At 32.0% G+C, this 15,717-nt stretch carries 15 protein-coding genes; 1 reads left to right on the forward strand and 14 read right to left on the reverse strand.

Annotated features, from left to right (window positions below):
- Nucleotides 1–85: 85 nt before the first annotated feature.
- On the forward strand, nucleotides 86–580 hold the full coding sequence (locus K354_RS0110975; RefSeq protein ID WP_024955548.1) for a hypothetical protein: 495 nt from the start codon (nucleotides 86–88) through the stop codon (nucleotides 578–580).
- A 13-nt stretch (nucleotides 581–593) separates the two neighbouring features.
- Here K354_RS0110975 and K354_RS0110980 read toward each other — a convergent pair whose 3' ends face one another.
- From K354_RS0110980 to K354_RS0111045, 14 genes are all read right to left on the reverse strand, one after another.
- Complete coding sequence (locus K354_RS0110980; RefSeq protein WP_024955549.1) at nucleotides 594–2,228, reverse strand: lytic transglycosylase domain-containing protein; 1,635 nt, start codon at nucleotides 2,226–2,228, stop codon at nucleotides 594–596.
- Nucleotides 2,218–2,511, reverse strand: coding sequence for a YggT family protein (locus tag K354_RS0110985; RefSeq protein WP_024955550.1), 294 nt, complete (start codon nucleotides 2,509–2,511; stop codon nucleotides 2,218–2,220). The genes K354_RS0110980 and K354_RS0110985 overlap by 11 nt, the downstream gene beginning before the upstream one ends.
- Complete coding sequence (locus K354_RS0110990; protein WP_024955551.1) at nucleotides 2,511–3,746, reverse strand: glutamate--tRNA ligase; 1,236 nt, start codon at nucleotides 3,744–3,746, stop codon at nucleotides 2,511–2,513. Before K354_RS0110990 ends, K354_RS0110985 begins: the two co-directional genes overlap by 1 nt.
- A complete protein-coding gene (locus K354_RS0110995; RefSeq protein ID WP_024955552.1) occupies nucleotides 3,739–5,988 on the reverse strand; it encodes a glutamine--tRNA ligase/YqeY domain fusion protein in 2,250 nt (749 codons plus the stop codon). Before K354_RS0110995 ends, K354_RS0110990 begins: the two co-directional genes overlap by 8 nt.
- A 160-nt stretch (nucleotides 5,989–6,148) precedes the next feature.
- Nucleotides 6,149–8,428, reverse strand: a complete 2,280-nt coding sequence (gene metE / locus K354_RS0111000) for a 5-methyltetrahydropteroyltriglutamate--homocysteine S-methyltransferase (protein ID WP_024955553.1) — start codon at nucleotides 8,426–8,428, stop codon at nucleotides 6,149–6,151.
- 33 nt (nucleotides 8,429–8,461) lie between these two features.
- The gene (locus K354_RS0111005) at nucleotides 8,462–8,803 is read right to left on the reverse strand and encodes a hypothetical protein (protein ID WP_024955554.1); all 342 of its coding nucleotides are present in this window, start codon (nucleotides 8,801–8,803) and stop codon (nucleotides 8,462–8,464) included.
- 170 nt (nucleotides 8,804–8,973) lie between these two features.
- Nucleotides 8,974–9,423: a hydrogenase 3 maturation endopeptidase HyCI gene (locus K354_RS0111010; RefSeq protein WP_024955555.1), complete on the reverse strand. Its 450-nt coding sequence runs from the start codon at nucleotides 9,421–9,423 to the stop codon at nucleotides 8,974–8,976.
- Nucleotides 9,420–9,767: a formate hydrogenlyase maturation HycH family protein gene (locus K354_RS0111015; protein WP_024955556.1), complete on the reverse strand. Its 348-nt coding sequence runs from the start codon at nucleotides 9,765–9,767 to the stop codon at nucleotides 9,420–9,422. The genes K354_RS0111010 and K354_RS0111015 overlap by 4 nt, the downstream gene beginning before the upstream one ends.
- Nucleotides 9,764–10,591, reverse strand: a complete 828-nt coding sequence (locus tag K354_RS0111020) for an NADH-quinone oxidoreductase subunit B family protein (RefSeq protein WP_024955557.1) — start codon at nucleotides 10,589–10,591, stop codon at nucleotides 9,764–9,766. Before K354_RS0111020 ends, K354_RS0111015 begins: the two co-directional genes overlap by 4 nt.
- Nucleotides 10,588–11,127, reverse strand: a complete 540-nt coding sequence (locus K354_RS0111025; RefSeq protein ID WP_024955558.1) for a formate hydrogenlyase complex iron-sulfur subunit — start codon at nucleotides 11,125–11,127, stop codon at nucleotides 10,588–10,590. The genes K354_RS0111020 and K354_RS0111025 overlap by 4 nt, the downstream gene beginning before the upstream one ends.
- A complete protein-coding gene (locus K354_RS0111030; RefSeq protein ID WP_024955559.1) occupies nucleotides 11,121–12,863 on the reverse strand; it encodes a hydrogenase large subunit in 1,743 nt (580 codons plus the stop codon). Before K354_RS0111030 ends, K354_RS0111025 begins: the two co-directional genes overlap by 7 nt.
- 11 nt (nucleotides 12,864–12,874) lie before the next feature.
- A complete protein-coding gene (locus K354_RS0111035; protein ID WP_024955560.1) occupies nucleotides 12,875–14,341 on the reverse strand; it encodes a hydrogenase 4 subunit F in 1,467 nt (488 codons plus the stop codon).
- A gap of 1 nt (nucleotide 14,342) precedes the next feature.
- Nucleotides 14,343–14,990 carry a hydrogenase 4 membrane subunit gene (gene hyfE / locus K354_RS0111040; protein ID WP_024955561.1) on the reverse strand — a complete coding sequence of 216 codons (648 nt, stop codon included), beginning with the start codon at nucleotides 14,988–14,990 and terminating at the stop codon, nucleotides 14,343–14,345.
- A gap of 2 nt (nucleotides 14,991–14,992) precedes the next feature.
- Nucleotides 14,993–15,717, reverse strand: a 725-nt coding sequence (locus K354_RS0111045; RefSeq protein ID WP_024955562.1) for a respiratory chain complex I subunit 1 family protein, incomplete at its 5' end; no start/stop codon positions are given.

Raw genomic sequence — 15,717 nt, forward strand, 5'->3', positions numbered from 1 at the left:
GAATTTAAATAAACGAATTTTAGCATATATTGTTCATAATCTACTATTTTATGATAAAATTCATTTACTAAAAATAGGGACAATAATGAATAAAAAAATCTTATATCTAATACTAATATCTTTTTTATTTGTGGGCTGCTCACAAAAAATAAATAAATATGCAAAACAATCAGATATTTTCCATGAAGCTGCTATGACAGAAACGAAAAATACGTCTATCAAAGATGGTCTTATAACAAAAGCCTATATTACTGTTACGTATTTAAATCAAATAAATCAAAAATTAGCGCAAGAGAATAAAAATCTAGAAAAATTTATAGTAAATATTTACGTTCCAAGTGAAGAACGTCAAGAGTTGTATAAAGAGATTGCTTTTGTTGTGAATGATAATGTTATTGAAAATATAAAAGAGTTAAAAAAAGATAATAAACTTTTAAAGTTTATTCCTGTAGTGACTCCTTGGAGTAAATATTATCTTTTAGAAGTTATAAAAGAAAAAAGAAATAAAAATATAGCTGTAAGTTTTTCAACTTCTGAAAACAATAGTACTACGCTGAATTTCGTTAAAGATTATTTATAAAATTTAGGGATAATTAATCCCTAAACTTATCTGTTTTTTCCGGTTTTGTTAAATCTTCAAAGAGAGTATATACAGAAACTGGTTGATGTAAAATTTGCATGTATGTTATATAGTTTGCTAAAACTTTTTTCCCATACTTTCTACTTTCATCATAATGAACCAACTCCATACTCATAAAAGGCTCATAAGGCCCTTTTTGAAAAGTTCCTGACTTTAAAAGTCTTTTTGTAAATCCTATACCACCATTATAAGCATAAGCAATAAAAAGCGGATGATAAAGATAGTGCTCAAGATAATCTAAATGTATATTTGCAAATTTTAGAGCTACTTTTGGATTAAACATATCATCTAAATCAAAGTCAGTTAATTTTTCTTGTTTTGCTATAGCTTTTGCTAAAAAAGGCATAAATTGCATCATTCCAAGTGCATAGGAGTGACTTATAGCAGAAGGGACTAAACGGCTTTCTTGACGAGCAATAGCCATAATAAGAGCTATTCTTTTTTTATCAATACCTTCTAAGTATTTTGTATAAGGTATTGGAAAATAGTGGTCATGATAGCCACTTGCTTTTTCCATCAAAAACGAAAAATGAGGAAGTGTACTTCCATATAAGAATTTTTGGGCTAATGTTTCAAGTTCTTCTTTATTTTCATTTTTGGCAGTTTTTAGTAGTTTTGTCCAAAGAAAAGGATTTTTTTCATCAAAATTTGGATTTTGCTCCCATGCTTTTGCTATCATAATCCTATCATTTTTAACTCCTGAGAGGAGGGTATAAATATTCAAATCAAAACTCTTAATAATCTCTTCTTTATACTTTTCGTCTTTGCTAACAAGAAATTGCCAAAATAGAACTTTATCTTTATCCATACGATAATATGCTTTTTTATAAGCTTCATCAAAAAATGCCATAGCAAGTTTGTTATATCTTAATTTCAAAGCATTAAGACCTAAAAAGAAGAGGCTATGGTGTGTTAAAGTTTTTTTAAATCTGTTTACATGTATAAGAGATTTGTTAAAGTTTTTCATTTTGTTATCTGTTATGACATATTTTATAGTTTGATTGATTTGTCTATATTTTTCTAGTTTTTTTATCTTTTCTTTGCTTATTTCGTGGTCAAAGAAATCTCTTCTATATTTACTTCCTACTCTATTAAATACGTCAAAAAAGAGTCTTTCATTGCCATCAAGCATAGTTTTGAATGGAGTATCTGAGTAGAGTACATGTAAAGATTTTGAAATATCATATTGACTTAATCTTTTTTCTATACTTTTTAATTCATCTTTGCTTATTTTTGTTGCTAAATAAGGAGAAAATTTTATAGCTAAACATTCATCATCATTTGTTTCTAAAAGAGGTTTTAGTTTCATCTTCAAGCATTTTGAAATTTTTGTGATTTCTGGTTCGTTCCATTTTGCAGCATAAGCATGAAATAGTTTCATACTCATTCTACTTGTTTGCTCTAGTAGTTTCCATGCTTCTTTTGGAGTTGTAGTTGGTTTTTGCAAATATCTATAGATATAAAAATCTTTTGCTATACCTCTTGGTTTATCATCAAAAAAAGATAAGTCTTTAGGAGTAGCCGAAAATAGGGCTGATGAAAAAAGAAGGCAGAGGAAAAGTCCTCTGCTAAGTATTCTAAAGTGCATTAACTAAATTGAATAGTAGTTTAACCGCAAATAAATCTAAAAATTGAAGTCCAATTATGATAATAATAGGAGCTAAATCAACACCACCAATGACTGTTGGTACATATCTTCTAATAAATGCATATACTGGCTCAGTTAGTCTTCTTAAAACCTGAACAATAGGATTGTAAGGGTCAGGTCTTACCCATGTAATTAAAGCTGAGATTATCACAACCCAAATATATATATTAATTACCATATGTAAAATTTGTGCTAACGCTTCTATGAGCGTTGAAATTACCATCATCTTGCTATCTCCTGTAAATAGTTTTTTATAAGAGCATACAGTGCTTCAAGATTTGAAGTACTTTGTTCTCCTGTTAGTAAAGTACTAAGTAAATTTTCAAACTTTTCATTTTCTAATTCACTATTTTGCATCAAGTATGCTTTGAAGTCATTGAAGTTTTCAAAGTAGGGAGCTTCTTTTACTATGTTTTTTAGTTTTTCTAAATCTTCATTATATTTGTCTGAATTTTTTTGTGCAAAAACTTTATCTACTTTTTGTTTTATCTCGTAAGTTGTACTAACTTCTTTACTAAAAAGTTTAGCTAGTTTTCCTATATCGTTACTTGCATAACCTATGATTTTAGAGAGTTGTATGTCATCAAGTCTATTGATATGTTTACGATTGAAAAAACAAAGTTTTTCTAAGTCAAATGTTACTAAATCTTTTGAGATATCTTCTATCTTAAAGCACTCGATTGCTTCGTCAAGGGTAAAAATCTCTTGAGAGCTTGTATCTTTTAGTATAAGGTAGTTGATGATTGATTCAGGTAAAAATCCTTGGTCTATCAAAAATTTGATACTTGTATTATCAGCATTTAAAATCTCAGGAATATGTGTATATCTTATATCTTCAGTGTAACCCAAAGACTTTCTAACCATTTCTTGTTTTGGAATCTCAGATACATATCTTTTTTCATTTATAATATGGCTTATACCTTGGAGCATATCATCGCATGCATTTGCAAAGTTTGATGTTGGATACTTGTTTTGCTCCATGATAACAAAGCTATCAACTTCATCACTTTTAAAAGTAAGGTTTCCTTGTAAAGTATCTTTTACATGTAAAGCTTCTGTTGGTTTTTTAATGCGAATAGTAAAAGGAAGATTGTTGTTAAGTAACTCATCTTGAGAGATATTAATACACTTTCCGCTATATGATTTTTGTTTTTTTAACTCTTTTTCAGTGCAAAAACAAGCAAAAGCTTTGCCTTTGTCCATAAGAGAAGATGCAAATTGCAAATGGTATTTAAAGTTTTCACTTTGATAATATAAATAATCATATCTCATACCAAATATAGCTAAGATATCAAGTATCTCTTGATCTTTTCCGTCAATATTTTTAGCTTTGTCTATATCTTCTATACGTACTATAAATTGTTTGTTTGATTGTTTTGCACAAATATAATTAAAAAGAGCAATTCTTAACTCTCCTACATGTAAATCTTTTGTAGGAGCCGCTGAAAATCTATACATCTTTTAATCTCCCCGCTACAAGTTTATTTACTACGGCTGGATTGGCTTTTCCACCTGTACTTTTCAAGACTTGTCCTACAAAGAAACCTAGTAGTTTTGTATTGCCTGCTTTAAACTTAGCAATGTTCTCTGGGTTGTTTTTAATAACTTCATCAATAATAGGTTCAATCTGAGCTGGATCACTTATCTGTACTAAGCCTTTAGCTTCTACTATAACTTCTGGATTTTCTCCAGAAGTTATCATCTCTTCAAATACTTGTTTAGCAATTTTTGAAGAAATTGTAGCATCGTCAATCATCTTAACAAGCTCGGCTATTTGTTTTGCATTGAACTTAAGCTCACTCTCTTTTTTAAGTTCTCTACCTACTTCATTAGTTACTATATTAGCAAGGCTTATAGGGCTGCTAATGACTAAAAGTGCTTCTTCGTAAAAACTAGAGAGTTGCTCATCACGTGCTAATATATTTGCTATTTCATTGTTAAGACCAAGATTTTTTGTATATTTAGCAAAAAGTGCTTCTTGTTCTTCACTCATAGGGGCTATTTCACCATCAATTTGAACTTTTTTAGCTACTTGTTTTGGTGTTGGTTTGTTTGATGTTGCTTTTTTGCCCCAAGAGTCTTTAAGACCAACTATTTTATTGAATACTGGTTTTTCATTTGTATAATCAATAGGATCAGCGTAAAAGTATCCCTGTCTTTCAAACTGAAATCTCTCATCAGGTTTTTCTTCTATAACCGCTGGTTCTATAAGAGCATTTTTGTTTACATGTAAAGAGTTTGGATTGAGATCTTCTAATCCTTCAGGAGATTCGTTTTTATAAAGTCTATCGTACAATCTTACTTCTATTTGTTTAGCTTTTTTTGCATCTACCCATTGTATGGCACTTTTTACCTTGATACCACTCGTATCTGAACCACTCTTAGAATCCGGGTGATACTCTGCTTTTATCTCTATGACATTTCCATTATCATCTTTGATAACTTCTTTACATGTAAGGATATAAGCATGTTTCAAACGCACAGGTTGTTCAGGTGTGAGACGAAAGTATCCTTTTGGAGGATTTTCATTAAAATCATCACGTTCAATATAAATTTCACGAGAAAAAGGGAGTTTTCTATTTCCTTCTTTTGGAACATCATGTGGATAGTATGAAGCTTCTATCTTTTCACTTCCATCATAGTTTTCTATACTCACTTTTACTGGGTCAAGCACACACATAACACGTGGTACTTTTTTATTTAAATCATCTCTTATGCAAAATTCAAGTTGCGAAACATCTACCATTGAGTTTGCTTTAGCAATGCCTATTTGGTCACAAAAATTTAGAATAGATTCTGGTGTATATCCTCTTCTTTTATATCCAGCAATAGTAGGAAGACGAGGGTCATCCCAACCATGAACATAGTCACCTTCGACCAACTCTAAAAGCTTTCTTTTACTCATAACAGTATAGTTAATACCAAGACGAGCAAACTCATATTGGTATGGGCGAGGTAATTGAAGATTAAGCTCATTTAGTACCCAATCATAAATAGCACGATTGTTTTCAAACTCTAGTGTACAAATAGAGTGAGAAACACCCTCAATATAGTCAGATAAACAGTGAGCAAAGTCATACATTGGATAAATACACCAATCATCTCCAGCTCTAAAATGATGCGCATGTCTAATGCGATATAAAAGAGGGTCTCTCATCTTCATATTTGCAGCACTCATGTCGATTTTGGCTCGAAGGACGTGTTCACCATCTTTAAACTCACCATTTTTCATTTTTTCAAAAAGCTCTAGATTTTCTTCAACAGAACGCTGGGCATAAATACTGCGTTTTCCAGCCTCTTTAACAGTACCACGAAATTCACGCATATCATCTTCATTTAGACTATCAACATATGCTTTTCCCATTTTGATAAGTTGTACAGCATAATCGTAGAGTTTAGGAAAATAATCAGAAGTAAAGCAACAGTTCTCGCCATAGTCAAAGCCAAGCCACTCTACAGCATCTTTAAGAGCTTCAACATATTTAGTATCTTCTTTAGTTGGGTTAGTATCATCCATCCTAAGGTTACAGTGTCCATTATAGTCACGTGCAATTCCAAAGTTTATGCAGATAGACTTAGCATGTCCAATGTGTGGGAAGCCATTAGGTTCTGGAGGAAATCTAGTAATCACTTCTTTATATTTGCCAGACTTTAAGTCCTCATCAACTTTTAAACGTAAAAAATCTTTGCTCTCATTCACTTTATTATACCTTTTGCTTTAAAACTCTATATGAGGAGATGTACTTGATTTATACATCTATATTAATTCTAATGTTTTGTGGGATTATATCTATATTTTTGTTAAAAAAAAGTAACGTGAAAAGAGAGAGTGTGGTTTTATTAACCACACTCTTGAGTTATTAGTTCAATTCTTCACGAATACTTTTAACAGCTTTTACCATGTTTATTAAACTTGGTTTGACTTCTTCCCATTTACGTGTTTTTAATCCACAATCAGGGTTTATCCAAAGTTTTTCTTTAGGTAAAACTTTTAAAAGAAGTTTTATTTGCTTTTTTATCTCCATAACACTAGGAATTCTTGGTGAATGTATATCGTATACGCCAGGACCAATTTCTTGTTTATAACCAATTTGTTTGAAGATCTTTAACAGTTCATTTCCACTACGAGCTGTTTCTATGGAGATAACATCTGCATCCATTGCTTCTATAGTTTTAATAATATCATTAAACTCGCTATAACACATATGGGTATGGATTTGTGTGTGGATAAGTGCAGGAGCAACAGATATTTTAAAATCTCGCACAGCCCAAGTTTCATACTCATTGATTTTATTGTCTCTTAGAGGGTATCCCTCTTTAAAAGCGGCTTCATCTACTTGAATAATTTTTATTCCTGCCTTTTGTAAATCATCGACTTCATCACTTAATGCAATTGCTATTTGTTTTGAAACTTCAGAGCGAGGTTTGTCATCTCTTACAAACGACCAGTTTAAAATGGTCACAGGACCAGTGAGCATTCCTTTCATGATTTTTTTTGTTTTACTTTGGGCATAAGATATCCAGTCTATTGTCATTGGTTGTGGTCTGCTAATATCTCCAAATATAAAAGGGGGTTTCACACATCTGCTCCCATAACTTTGTACCCAACCATTTTGACTAAAACCATAACCTTTTAGTTGTTCTGCAAAGTATTCAACCATGTCATTTCTTTCTGGCTCACCATGAACAAGAACTTCTATACCGCACTCTTCTTGAAAAGCTACACACTCATCAATATAGTTTTTCATTTTTTGTTCATACTGTTCTTTTGAAATTTCTTTATTTTTAAAATCTCGTCTAGCTTTTCGTATTTCGTTTGTTTGAGGAAATGAGCCAATAGTAGTTGTGGCTAAGTCTTCATACTTTAAAATCTCTTTTTGGAGTTTAATTCTTTTTTCATAACTATCAGTACGATTAAAAAGCTTAAAATCTTTAATTCTTTTTTGTACGGATGCATCATGAATGAGTGAAGAAGTTTTTTTACTCTCACTTGCTTCTTGATTGACTTGTAGAAGCTTTTGTTCTTTTTGATTTAAATTGTTTAAATCTTTAGAAAAAATATCAGCAACAAGTTTTATTTCATCGAGTTTTTCTACTGCATAACTAAGCCAATTTTTAATTTCTGGATTCATTTTTTCTTCATATTTTAAAGTAAATGGAGTATGTAAAAGCGAGCAAGAAGAAGAAATAATAATCTGTTCTTTTGGAATAACTTTAGTTATCTGATTTAGTAATTGAAGAGTTTTGTTTATATTATTTTTCCAAATATTTCTTCCGTCAATAACCCCAGCAATGAGTTTTTTCCCACTTTCTTCTATGGTAGAGAGCATATGTAAATTTTCTTTTCCATGTAAAAAATCAAGTCCTAAAGCCCAAATAGGCGTATCAACAAAGATTTTTGTAGCTTCATTTGAGTGTTCAAAATATGTGCTCACGATAATTTTGATATTTTCACTTACCTCACATAGTCTTTCATAAGTTGGTTTGATTAAGCTTAAAACTTTTGTTTCATTATCTTTAACAAAAATAGGCTCATCAATTTGAACAATAACTTCTTTATCTAGTTGAGCTATTTGCTGCAGTAATTGCTTATAAAGAGGAAGAATCTTTCCTATTAATTCATATGGATCACCTTTATCTATTCTTTTAGAAAGCCCTAAAAATGTGATAGGTCCAATGAGATTTATTTTTGTTGTAATACCTTGTTCTTTTGCTTCTTTATACTCTTCAAGAATTTTACTTGCATTTAATTTATAAATATCATCGGCGCTTAGTTCAGGAACTATATAATGGTAATTTGTATTAAACCACTTTGTCATTTCCATAGCAGTTGCTTCTTCATGTCCTCTTGCCATTGCAAAATACAACTCTTCTTTTTGTAGATTTTGAAATCTTTTAGGAACAGCTCCTAACATAAAAGCAGTATCTAACATATTGTCATACAGACTAAAGTCATTGGAACTAATAAAATGAATTCCAGCATCTTTTTGATATAGCCAATGTCTTTTTTTTAACTCACTAGCTATTTTTTGGACTTCTTTAAATGAGCATTTTTTTGCCCAAAAACTTTCTAAAATTTTTTTTAATTCTCGTTGTTCTCCAATTCTGGGAAAACCAACGACATAACTATTATTTAACATTTTTTATCCTATATTTTATTTTTATATTGAGTTTTAAGGATAAGTTGGAGGGTGAACACCAGTTCTTCTAAAAGCAAAGTAAGTGTTATAGTAAGGACATCTTGGGATATAGTGGAAAAGTGCCACTATGATTTTTGTTTTTCGTGCAAAAATGCAGTTGCAATGGGAAGGACGAATTTTGATAAAAAGGCAAGACTGAAAAAGTTCATTGGGAGGAGAGTTTTCTTCTACGTCTTGTTCTTCTTTTTGAGAAAAGTTTTTTTTCAAATAAAAGTCAAATTGCAAAGCAATATTATGTAGGCGTACAAAAACGCTATGAGCAAGTATTGCTGCAAATGTAAAATAGTTTTTTCTAAAACCTTTTGGTGATTTCACTTTTTTTCTTTCTCAATTTTTTGATATTATAACAAATTATTTGTTAATAAAAATTACTTTACATGTAAGAAATATAATTTAATAAAAAGTTTAGAAAAAATTTTGAGAGATAGTATTTATATGTTAATAAACCTTTACATGTAAAGATATTTTACATGTAAAGGCTGTTGTCATGATTCATTTAGTAAGGCATCAAGTTCTTTGACTTTCTCAAGAGCTTTATAAGTAGAGTCTTTTGCATTATCGCTTAATCCTTCTGTAAAATGTAAAACATTTTCAAGTAAAACACAAATACCTAAAAAGATAGTTTTAACACAAATTTCTCTAAGATAACTTAAAAGAATAGGTGTAGGAAGATTATGTGTAGAGTAAACATAAGTACGTTCATCACTAAGGTCTAAAAACTCTATTTCACCTTCTTTAAAACCGCTCATTGCATCTACTACTACAATGATATCAGGATTAAACTCTCGTAAATTTGCAAACTCATCTTCTGGTGTATCGTGGCCAAAAAAAACTTTCCAATCAGGCAAGTCTTGCTCCACTAATCGTCCTACTTCGATAGCAACACCATCATCACCTCTTAGTTCATTACCGACACATAAAAGTGCTTTTTTCACGTGAAATCTTTCTGAAGGACTAAATAACCTTCTTTTAAATCTTTTAGAATTTCTTTTAATGGGCATTCGATCATTTTAGGTAAAAGTTTTGTAGCATGTTCTGGAAAAATTTCAATTTCAGAATATTTGCTTAAATTACCTATTTTAAATTTTAAATACTCATCGCCACTTTCTAAGATTTTTTCATACTCAGAATCTTCAATCTCTAAAACTTCTTCACTAAAATCAATTTTTCCAACCCCATGACCTATACATGTAGAAAAGATTTTAATTTGATTGAGTTCTGATGAATCAGACTTTGCATCATCTATATGTCTTTTAACAAGTCTGTAAACTTTTATCATAACCCTTTGCTCCATTCAACTCTGTGAAGGCTAATTTTATCTTCTTCTTCACATGGAACATATTGAGCATAAATTTTATTATGTAAAATACCCATACATTCTGCATATCGTGGATCATCTTCTATTTTCATAGCTTCAGTAACAGATTCTTTGGTTGCTTTTGTATTTTTAATATCACCACTTTTAACAAGAGCAGCTAAATATTTATCAAATAATTTACGTCCAAAAATATAACTCATAAGTTTTTTAGCTTCAACTAATAAATCCCTTTCAAAAAGAATATTTCCGATAACAGAATCTTTGACAAGTGAAGGTAGTTCTCCTTCTTCTTCAAAACTTACTTTTTCAAGTCTTTGCTCCATAACACCAAGGGCTGTTGTCAGACCATAGATGATACTCGCTGGATGTGGTGGACAACCAGGAATGTACGCATCAACAGGGATAATTTTATCGATACCACTTAGTACGCTATATGCATCATAAAAGATACCACCACTTACACCACAAGCACCAAGAGCTACAACGATTTTTGGATCAGGTGTTGCTTCGTAAGCACGTAAAAGTGGATAGTACATTTGCCTTGTTACAGGACCTGTACAAAGAAGTATATCCGCATGTCGAGGATTAGCTACTAGTTTGAAACCGAAACGTTCAGGATCCCACATTGGGGTTATAGCAGCAAAAATTTCAATTTCACAACCATTGCAACTTCCACAATCTACTCTGTAAACACTAAAACTTCTTCCTATATGTTTAAGAAGTTCAAGTTTGTCTTCGAGTGTATTGGCATCTTGTATTTCTTGAGGAACTTCATATGTTTTCATTCTATTACCATCTCTTCGCCACGTGTAAAGCTTGTTGCTGTGGCAGTTTTTTTGCATGTTGGGCAAACTGTAAGATAGTTTTCAGCTTCTTTAAGCCTTTTTTCTCCTAAGTTTGCCTTACTTAAACACTCATATCCATAGTGCACAAGCCTTTTTGCACTAAATGGTTTATTGCATTTGCTGCAGTATTGAGTTTCAAGTTCACCTCTTTGAATAAGAGCATTTTTGTCAAATTTAACAGCTAACTCAAATTCGTTACTTAGTGTAATTGCAGCAGTAGGGCAAACTTCATCACACCTACCACAAAAGATACAACGTCCACAATCAAACTCCCATACTAGTTTACTTTGATCCTCATTAAATTGGACTGTAATAGCGTTAGAAGGACATGCTATACCACATGCAGCACAACCGATGCACAAGTCAAACTTATATGCAGGTTTCCCTCTAAAATTATCCGCGACAACGTAGGGCTCAAAAGGATACTTATGGGTAGCATCACCATATTTTTTACTGATATCAAGAAGTTTTAGCATCTTATATCCTTTAAAGGGCTATCTTTTTGTGTTCTTGAAAAGCTTTTTAAATCTTTATTAGTCAAAATTTTGCTTTTTTTACTATTTACATCGACAACTGTTACACGTTCTGTACATGAAAAACATGGATCAAGACTACAAACGATTAGTGCTGCATCTGCAATATTGTTTCCACGGAATTGAAAACGCAAACTTGGCCAGTTATTGTATGTAGCAGCTCTACATCTCCAACGGTAAATTTTTTGTGCATTACCTTGCATCACCCAGTGAACATTTTCTCCTCTTGGAGCTTCATCATAGGCAAGAGCAAAGTTTTCAGGTTTAACATTAAGCTCAGGCTCTATTATAATAGCTGTTTGAGGCATTAACTCAAAACATTGACGGATAATAGAAATCGAACTTTTAAGTTCCATATATCTTACCATTTCTCTTGATAAAACATCACAACCATGAGCAACTGCAACTTCAAATTCAATATGTTTAAAGAAATCATAAGGGTGATCATATCTTGTATCCCTTTTGATGCCACTTCCTCTTACGTTTGGACCAACAGCAGAAAAATCTCTAGCTACTTGTTTATCAAGTATTCCAACGCCTGTCCAACGTTTCACTTGACGTTTATCGTCCATAATAGCATCCCATACTTCATTTACTTGTACTTCGATAATTTGTAAGATTTCCAAACTTTTTTTAATTTCTTTTCCTGTCATGTCTCGTCTAAGACCACCCATAACAACGTTACCATAGGTTTTTCGTCCACCAGTAACCAATTCGGCAAGTTTCATAGAGTATTCACGAATTCTAAAAAGATGCATAAAAGCATTATAGTTACCAGTTACTTCACATGCAAGTCCTATGTTTAGAAGATGACTATGAAGTCTTTCTATTTCCAAGCAAACAATACGAATTGCTTGAGCACGTGCAGGAATTTCTAAATTAACAGATTTTTCAGCTGATTCAATACAAGCAATCGCATGAGCATAACCACAAATACCACATACTCTTTCTGCTAAATAACCCATTTGATCATAGTTCATGCGGTTTTCTGCAAGTTTTTCCATACCTCTATGTTGGTAAAAAAGTCTATAATCAGCATCAATAATAGTATCGCCATCACAAAACAGTCTAAAATGTCCTGGTTCGTCGGATGTTATATGTAAAGGTCCTAAAGGAAGCTCTACCATTCCTGAACCTTCAGGTTTCAAAAAGTTGTATTCTGGCTCTTTATCATGATCAACCATATCTGGACGATGACGATAATCCATTGCATCTTTTCGAAGAGGAAAAAGATCTTCAGGCCAATCATCACTCAATGCTAAACGTCTTTTATCTGGTAAACCTTCTGCAACGAGTCCAAACATATCATATGCTTCTCTTTCATACCAAACACATGCTGGCACTACAGGTGTAACAGATGGAAAAGTAAGACTATCAGGTGAAATAAGAACTTTAACAGTTACAAAACATTTTTCATCCTGTTCTATCTCATCACCCTCAAACATTTTGCCACCTTCTATTGAAAGTGCGTAATAAAGAGCATAATGCTTATTAATTTCTCGTTCATCATTAGCAACCATTGTTGAAAGGTAGCCGCCAACATCGTAATAAAGAAAACGAACTGCTTCAGGTAGATCATTTAGTTCAACCAAAGCAGTAACTTGATCTTCATATTGTCTGGTGACTTCTAAAACTTTAACTTTCTGACTCAAAGCTTCTATAAATTTATCACATTTCATTTAAAATCCTATTATTTCATTATACTTTTTACGCTCTCATCAAGGAGAAACGTAAAAGAATCAAACTGCCACACACCAAAAGCCACGATTAATATAGCTAAGCCAAGAAGCGGTAAGTTTTCACTCAATTTCATTTCACTATTATGCACTACTTCACCTTCTACTTTGCCAAATGTAGCAAGAAAAAAGTGAGAAAAGTCAGCAATAAAAATGATAGCTAAGGCAACAGCAAAAATACCCATTAAAATGTACTGCCCACCAATAGCTGCAGCTTTAAAAATTAAAAACTCACTTACAAAAATTGCAAATCCAGGAACACCTACCAAAGAACAAATAGCAATACCAAAAAGTACAGCAGTTATAGGTGCAATACGTATCATTCCACCCATCTTTGTCATATCTTTGGTTCCATAAATTCTAGCAATATTTCCTGTTGAACAAAAAGCTAATGCTTTTGTAAAAGAGTGAGCTGCACAGTGAAAAAGTGCTGCAAAAAGTCCAATTGCTCCACCTACACCTAAACCAAAAGCAATTACACCCATATGTGCTACTGAATGATAAGCAAACATTCTTTTTACATTGTGTTGACGAATAAGGAAAAACGCAGATATAAACAGAGTCAGCGTTCCACTAATAATCATTACTGTTTGTACAAAATCAAAACCAACCCCATTTGCAACGACAGCATAATATCTTATAAGCCCTAACATTGCACATTTAAGAAGGACCCCTGAAAGTAAAGCAGATGTTGGAGCAGGACCTTCTGCATGAACATCTGGTAACCAAGTATGAGTTGGAGCAAGTCCTGCTTTTGTTCCAAAACCAATTAATGCAAAAATAAAGACTAATTTTAAAGCCATAGGATCTAAATTAGCTGCATTAGCAAGAAGATTAGTATAAAGCATTGCTTCTCCATCAATATTACCATTAGCAGCAGAGTAAAGAAGAATCGTTGCATAAAGAGCAAACGCTAAACCAATACTACATAAAACGATATATTTATAACCACTTTCAGTAGATTTTTTATCTTTTTTAACAGCAACAAGAAAAACAGAAGCAAGTGTAGTCGCTTCAATAGCTGCCCACATAAAGGCAATATTATTACAAAGCACACTTAAAGCCATTGTCCATGTAAAAATAAAACTTAAAGCAAAATAGTTTTTAACTTCTTTGAGTGTTATATGTCCCTCTTCAAGTTCCCACTTCATATAAGTAGTTGCATAGATATTAACAAGTAAACCAGTAATCGCAATCAACGATAAAAAGATAGCTCCAAGTGAATCTAAGAAAATAAATTGATGAAATATATGTAATTCACCGCCATCTACCACTTTCCCAACTGCTGTAAGTAAGACTACTGAGACAATCAAGCTTAAAAAAATGTGTAGATTTTTTAATAACTTGAAATTAAGTGGCATTAAAAACATTAAAATGCCAAAAACAAAAGGTACGATGAGTATTAATAATAGTATATCCATTTTATCCCCTTAAATTTATAGCTTTAGATGTATCAAGACTATCATAAGAGGCGTAAAACCGCTTAGCCAAAACACTCATAATAATAACTGCAAAAATAGCATCTGTTAAAATTCCAACTTCTACAAGTTCATGTGAAGTGTATGCCATAAGTGCAAGACTTAAGTGAATACCATTTTCAAAAAGACAGTAAGCAAGGATTTGTTTTAAAAATGAGTTTCTTAAAACGAACCCGAAAATACCCATCATAAAGATAAATGAAGCCGCAAAAAGAGGCAATATTTCTTGAAACAGTGAAAAATGAATAAAAACTTTGTAAAGCATCATAGAAACTGCAAGTGAAAAGCTAAGAGCTATAACAGGTGATATAAAAAAACCACCTACTGGTTCATCTTCAACAACAACACCTATTTTCTTAATAAGTCTAAGTAAATAAAGAGGTACAAAAACTACTTTAATAACAAAAGCTGTAATTGCCCATATAAGTAATTCATGTGAACCATATTTAAAATATAAAGCTAAAAAGACAATGACTAATAGTAGCGTTTGCAAGGCATACGCTTTGATACTATGATGGTATTGTCTTAAACTAAATACTGCAAAACTTGTTGCCATCATCAAAACGGTAACGATATTAATAATATTTTCCATAATTAAATTCCCATAATATAAAGTACTAATGAAGTACATGAAATAGCGAGTGCAAAAAGCATAGTTCTTTTTACCCCTTTATTTATTGTAAATCTTGGTCCAAAGTTATCGATAAATACCCCCATAACATAAAGGAAACCCACTTCCGCTAAAAAAACAATCAACGATAAAATAGGATTTTCAAATCTCCAAGGCATAAAAATGACGAGAAAAAATCCTAACATTGTAAATTGTTTGAGTAATAATGCTATATCGATGAGAGCCAAGTCTTTACCACAAAACTCTCCCAAGACTCCTTCTTGGAGTTCTTGTTCTGCTTCAGCTAAGTCATAAGGTTTTCTTCCTGTTTCTACATACATTACCCATAAAAATGCTGTTGAAGCAACAGCAAATGAAGGGATAGCATAACCATAACTACCTTCTTGTATTAAAGAAGTGATTATCGGTAAATTAGTGCTTCCTGCTCCCATCATAACAACAACAAGACAAATTACAGCAACTTCTTCTGTATAAAAACCCAGAGTACCTTCTCTACTAGCGCTTACACCTGCAAAAGGATTTGCACTATCAATACCCGCAATAATAAAAATAAATCTAAAAAGTGCGCCTAAGTATAGTAAAACAAATATGTCCGAAAACTGAGAAAAAACAGCAGAATCAAGACCATAAGTAACCGGTAAAGCACAAAACATTGCTGCAGCACTCATAAACAATAAATAAGGTGTAA

This window comes from Sulfurospirillum arcachonense DSM 9755 (genome assembly GCF_000597725.1).
Taxonomy (GTDB): domain Bacteria; phylum Campylobacterota; class Campylobacteria; order Campylobacterales; family Sulfurospirillaceae; genus Sulfurospirillum_A; species Sulfurospirillum_A arcachonense.

What these genes read in the sequence shown, in the direction of transcription:
- metE (WP_024955553.1), bottom strand. Translation starts at nt 8,428, where the DNA reads ATGTTAAATAATAGTTATGTCGTTGGTTTTCCCAGAATTGGAGAACAA.
- K354_RS0110985 (WP_024955550.1), bottom strand. Translation starts at nt 2,511, where the DNA reads ATGGTAATTTCAACGCTCATAGAAGCGTTAGCACAAATTTTACATATG.
- K354_RS0110980 (WP_024955549.1), bottom strand. Translation starts at nt 2,228, where the DNA reads ATGCACTTTAGAATACTTAGCAGAGGACTTTTCCTCTGCCTTCTTTTT.
- K354_RS0111035 (WP_024955560.1), bottom strand. Translation starts at nt 14,341, where the DNA reads ATGGATATACTATTATTAATACTCATCGTACCTTTTGTTTTTGGCATT.
- K354_RS0111025 (WP_024955558.1), bottom strand. Translation starts at nt 11,127, where the DNA reads ATGCTAAAACTTCTTGATATCAGTAAAAAATATGGTGATGCTACCCAT.
- K354_RS0111020 (WP_024955557.1), bottom strand. Translation starts at nt 10,591, where the DNA reads ATGAAAACATATGAAGTTCCTCAAGAAATACAAGATGCCAATACACTC.
- K354_RS0111015 (WP_024955556.1), bottom strand. Translation starts at nt 9,767, where the DNA reads ATGATAAAAGTTTACAGACTTGTTAAAAGACATATAGATGATGCAAAG.
- K354_RS0110990 (WP_024955551.1), bottom strand. Translation starts at nt 3,746, where the DNA reads ATGTATAGATTTTCAGCGGCTCCTACAAAAGATTTACATGTAGGAGAG.
- K354_RS0111030 (WP_024955559.1), bottom strand. Translation starts at nt 12,863, where the DNA reads ATGAAATGTGATAAATTTATAGAAGCTTTGAGTCAGAAAGTTAAAGTT.
- K354_RS0110975 (WP_024955548.1), top strand. Translation starts at nt 86, where the DNA reads ATGAATAAAAAAATCTTATATCTAATACTAATATCTTTTTTATTTGTG.
- hyfE (WP_024955561.1), bottom strand. Translation starts at nt 14,990, where the DNA reads ATGGAAAATATTATTAATATCGTTACCGTTTTGATGATGGCAACAAGT.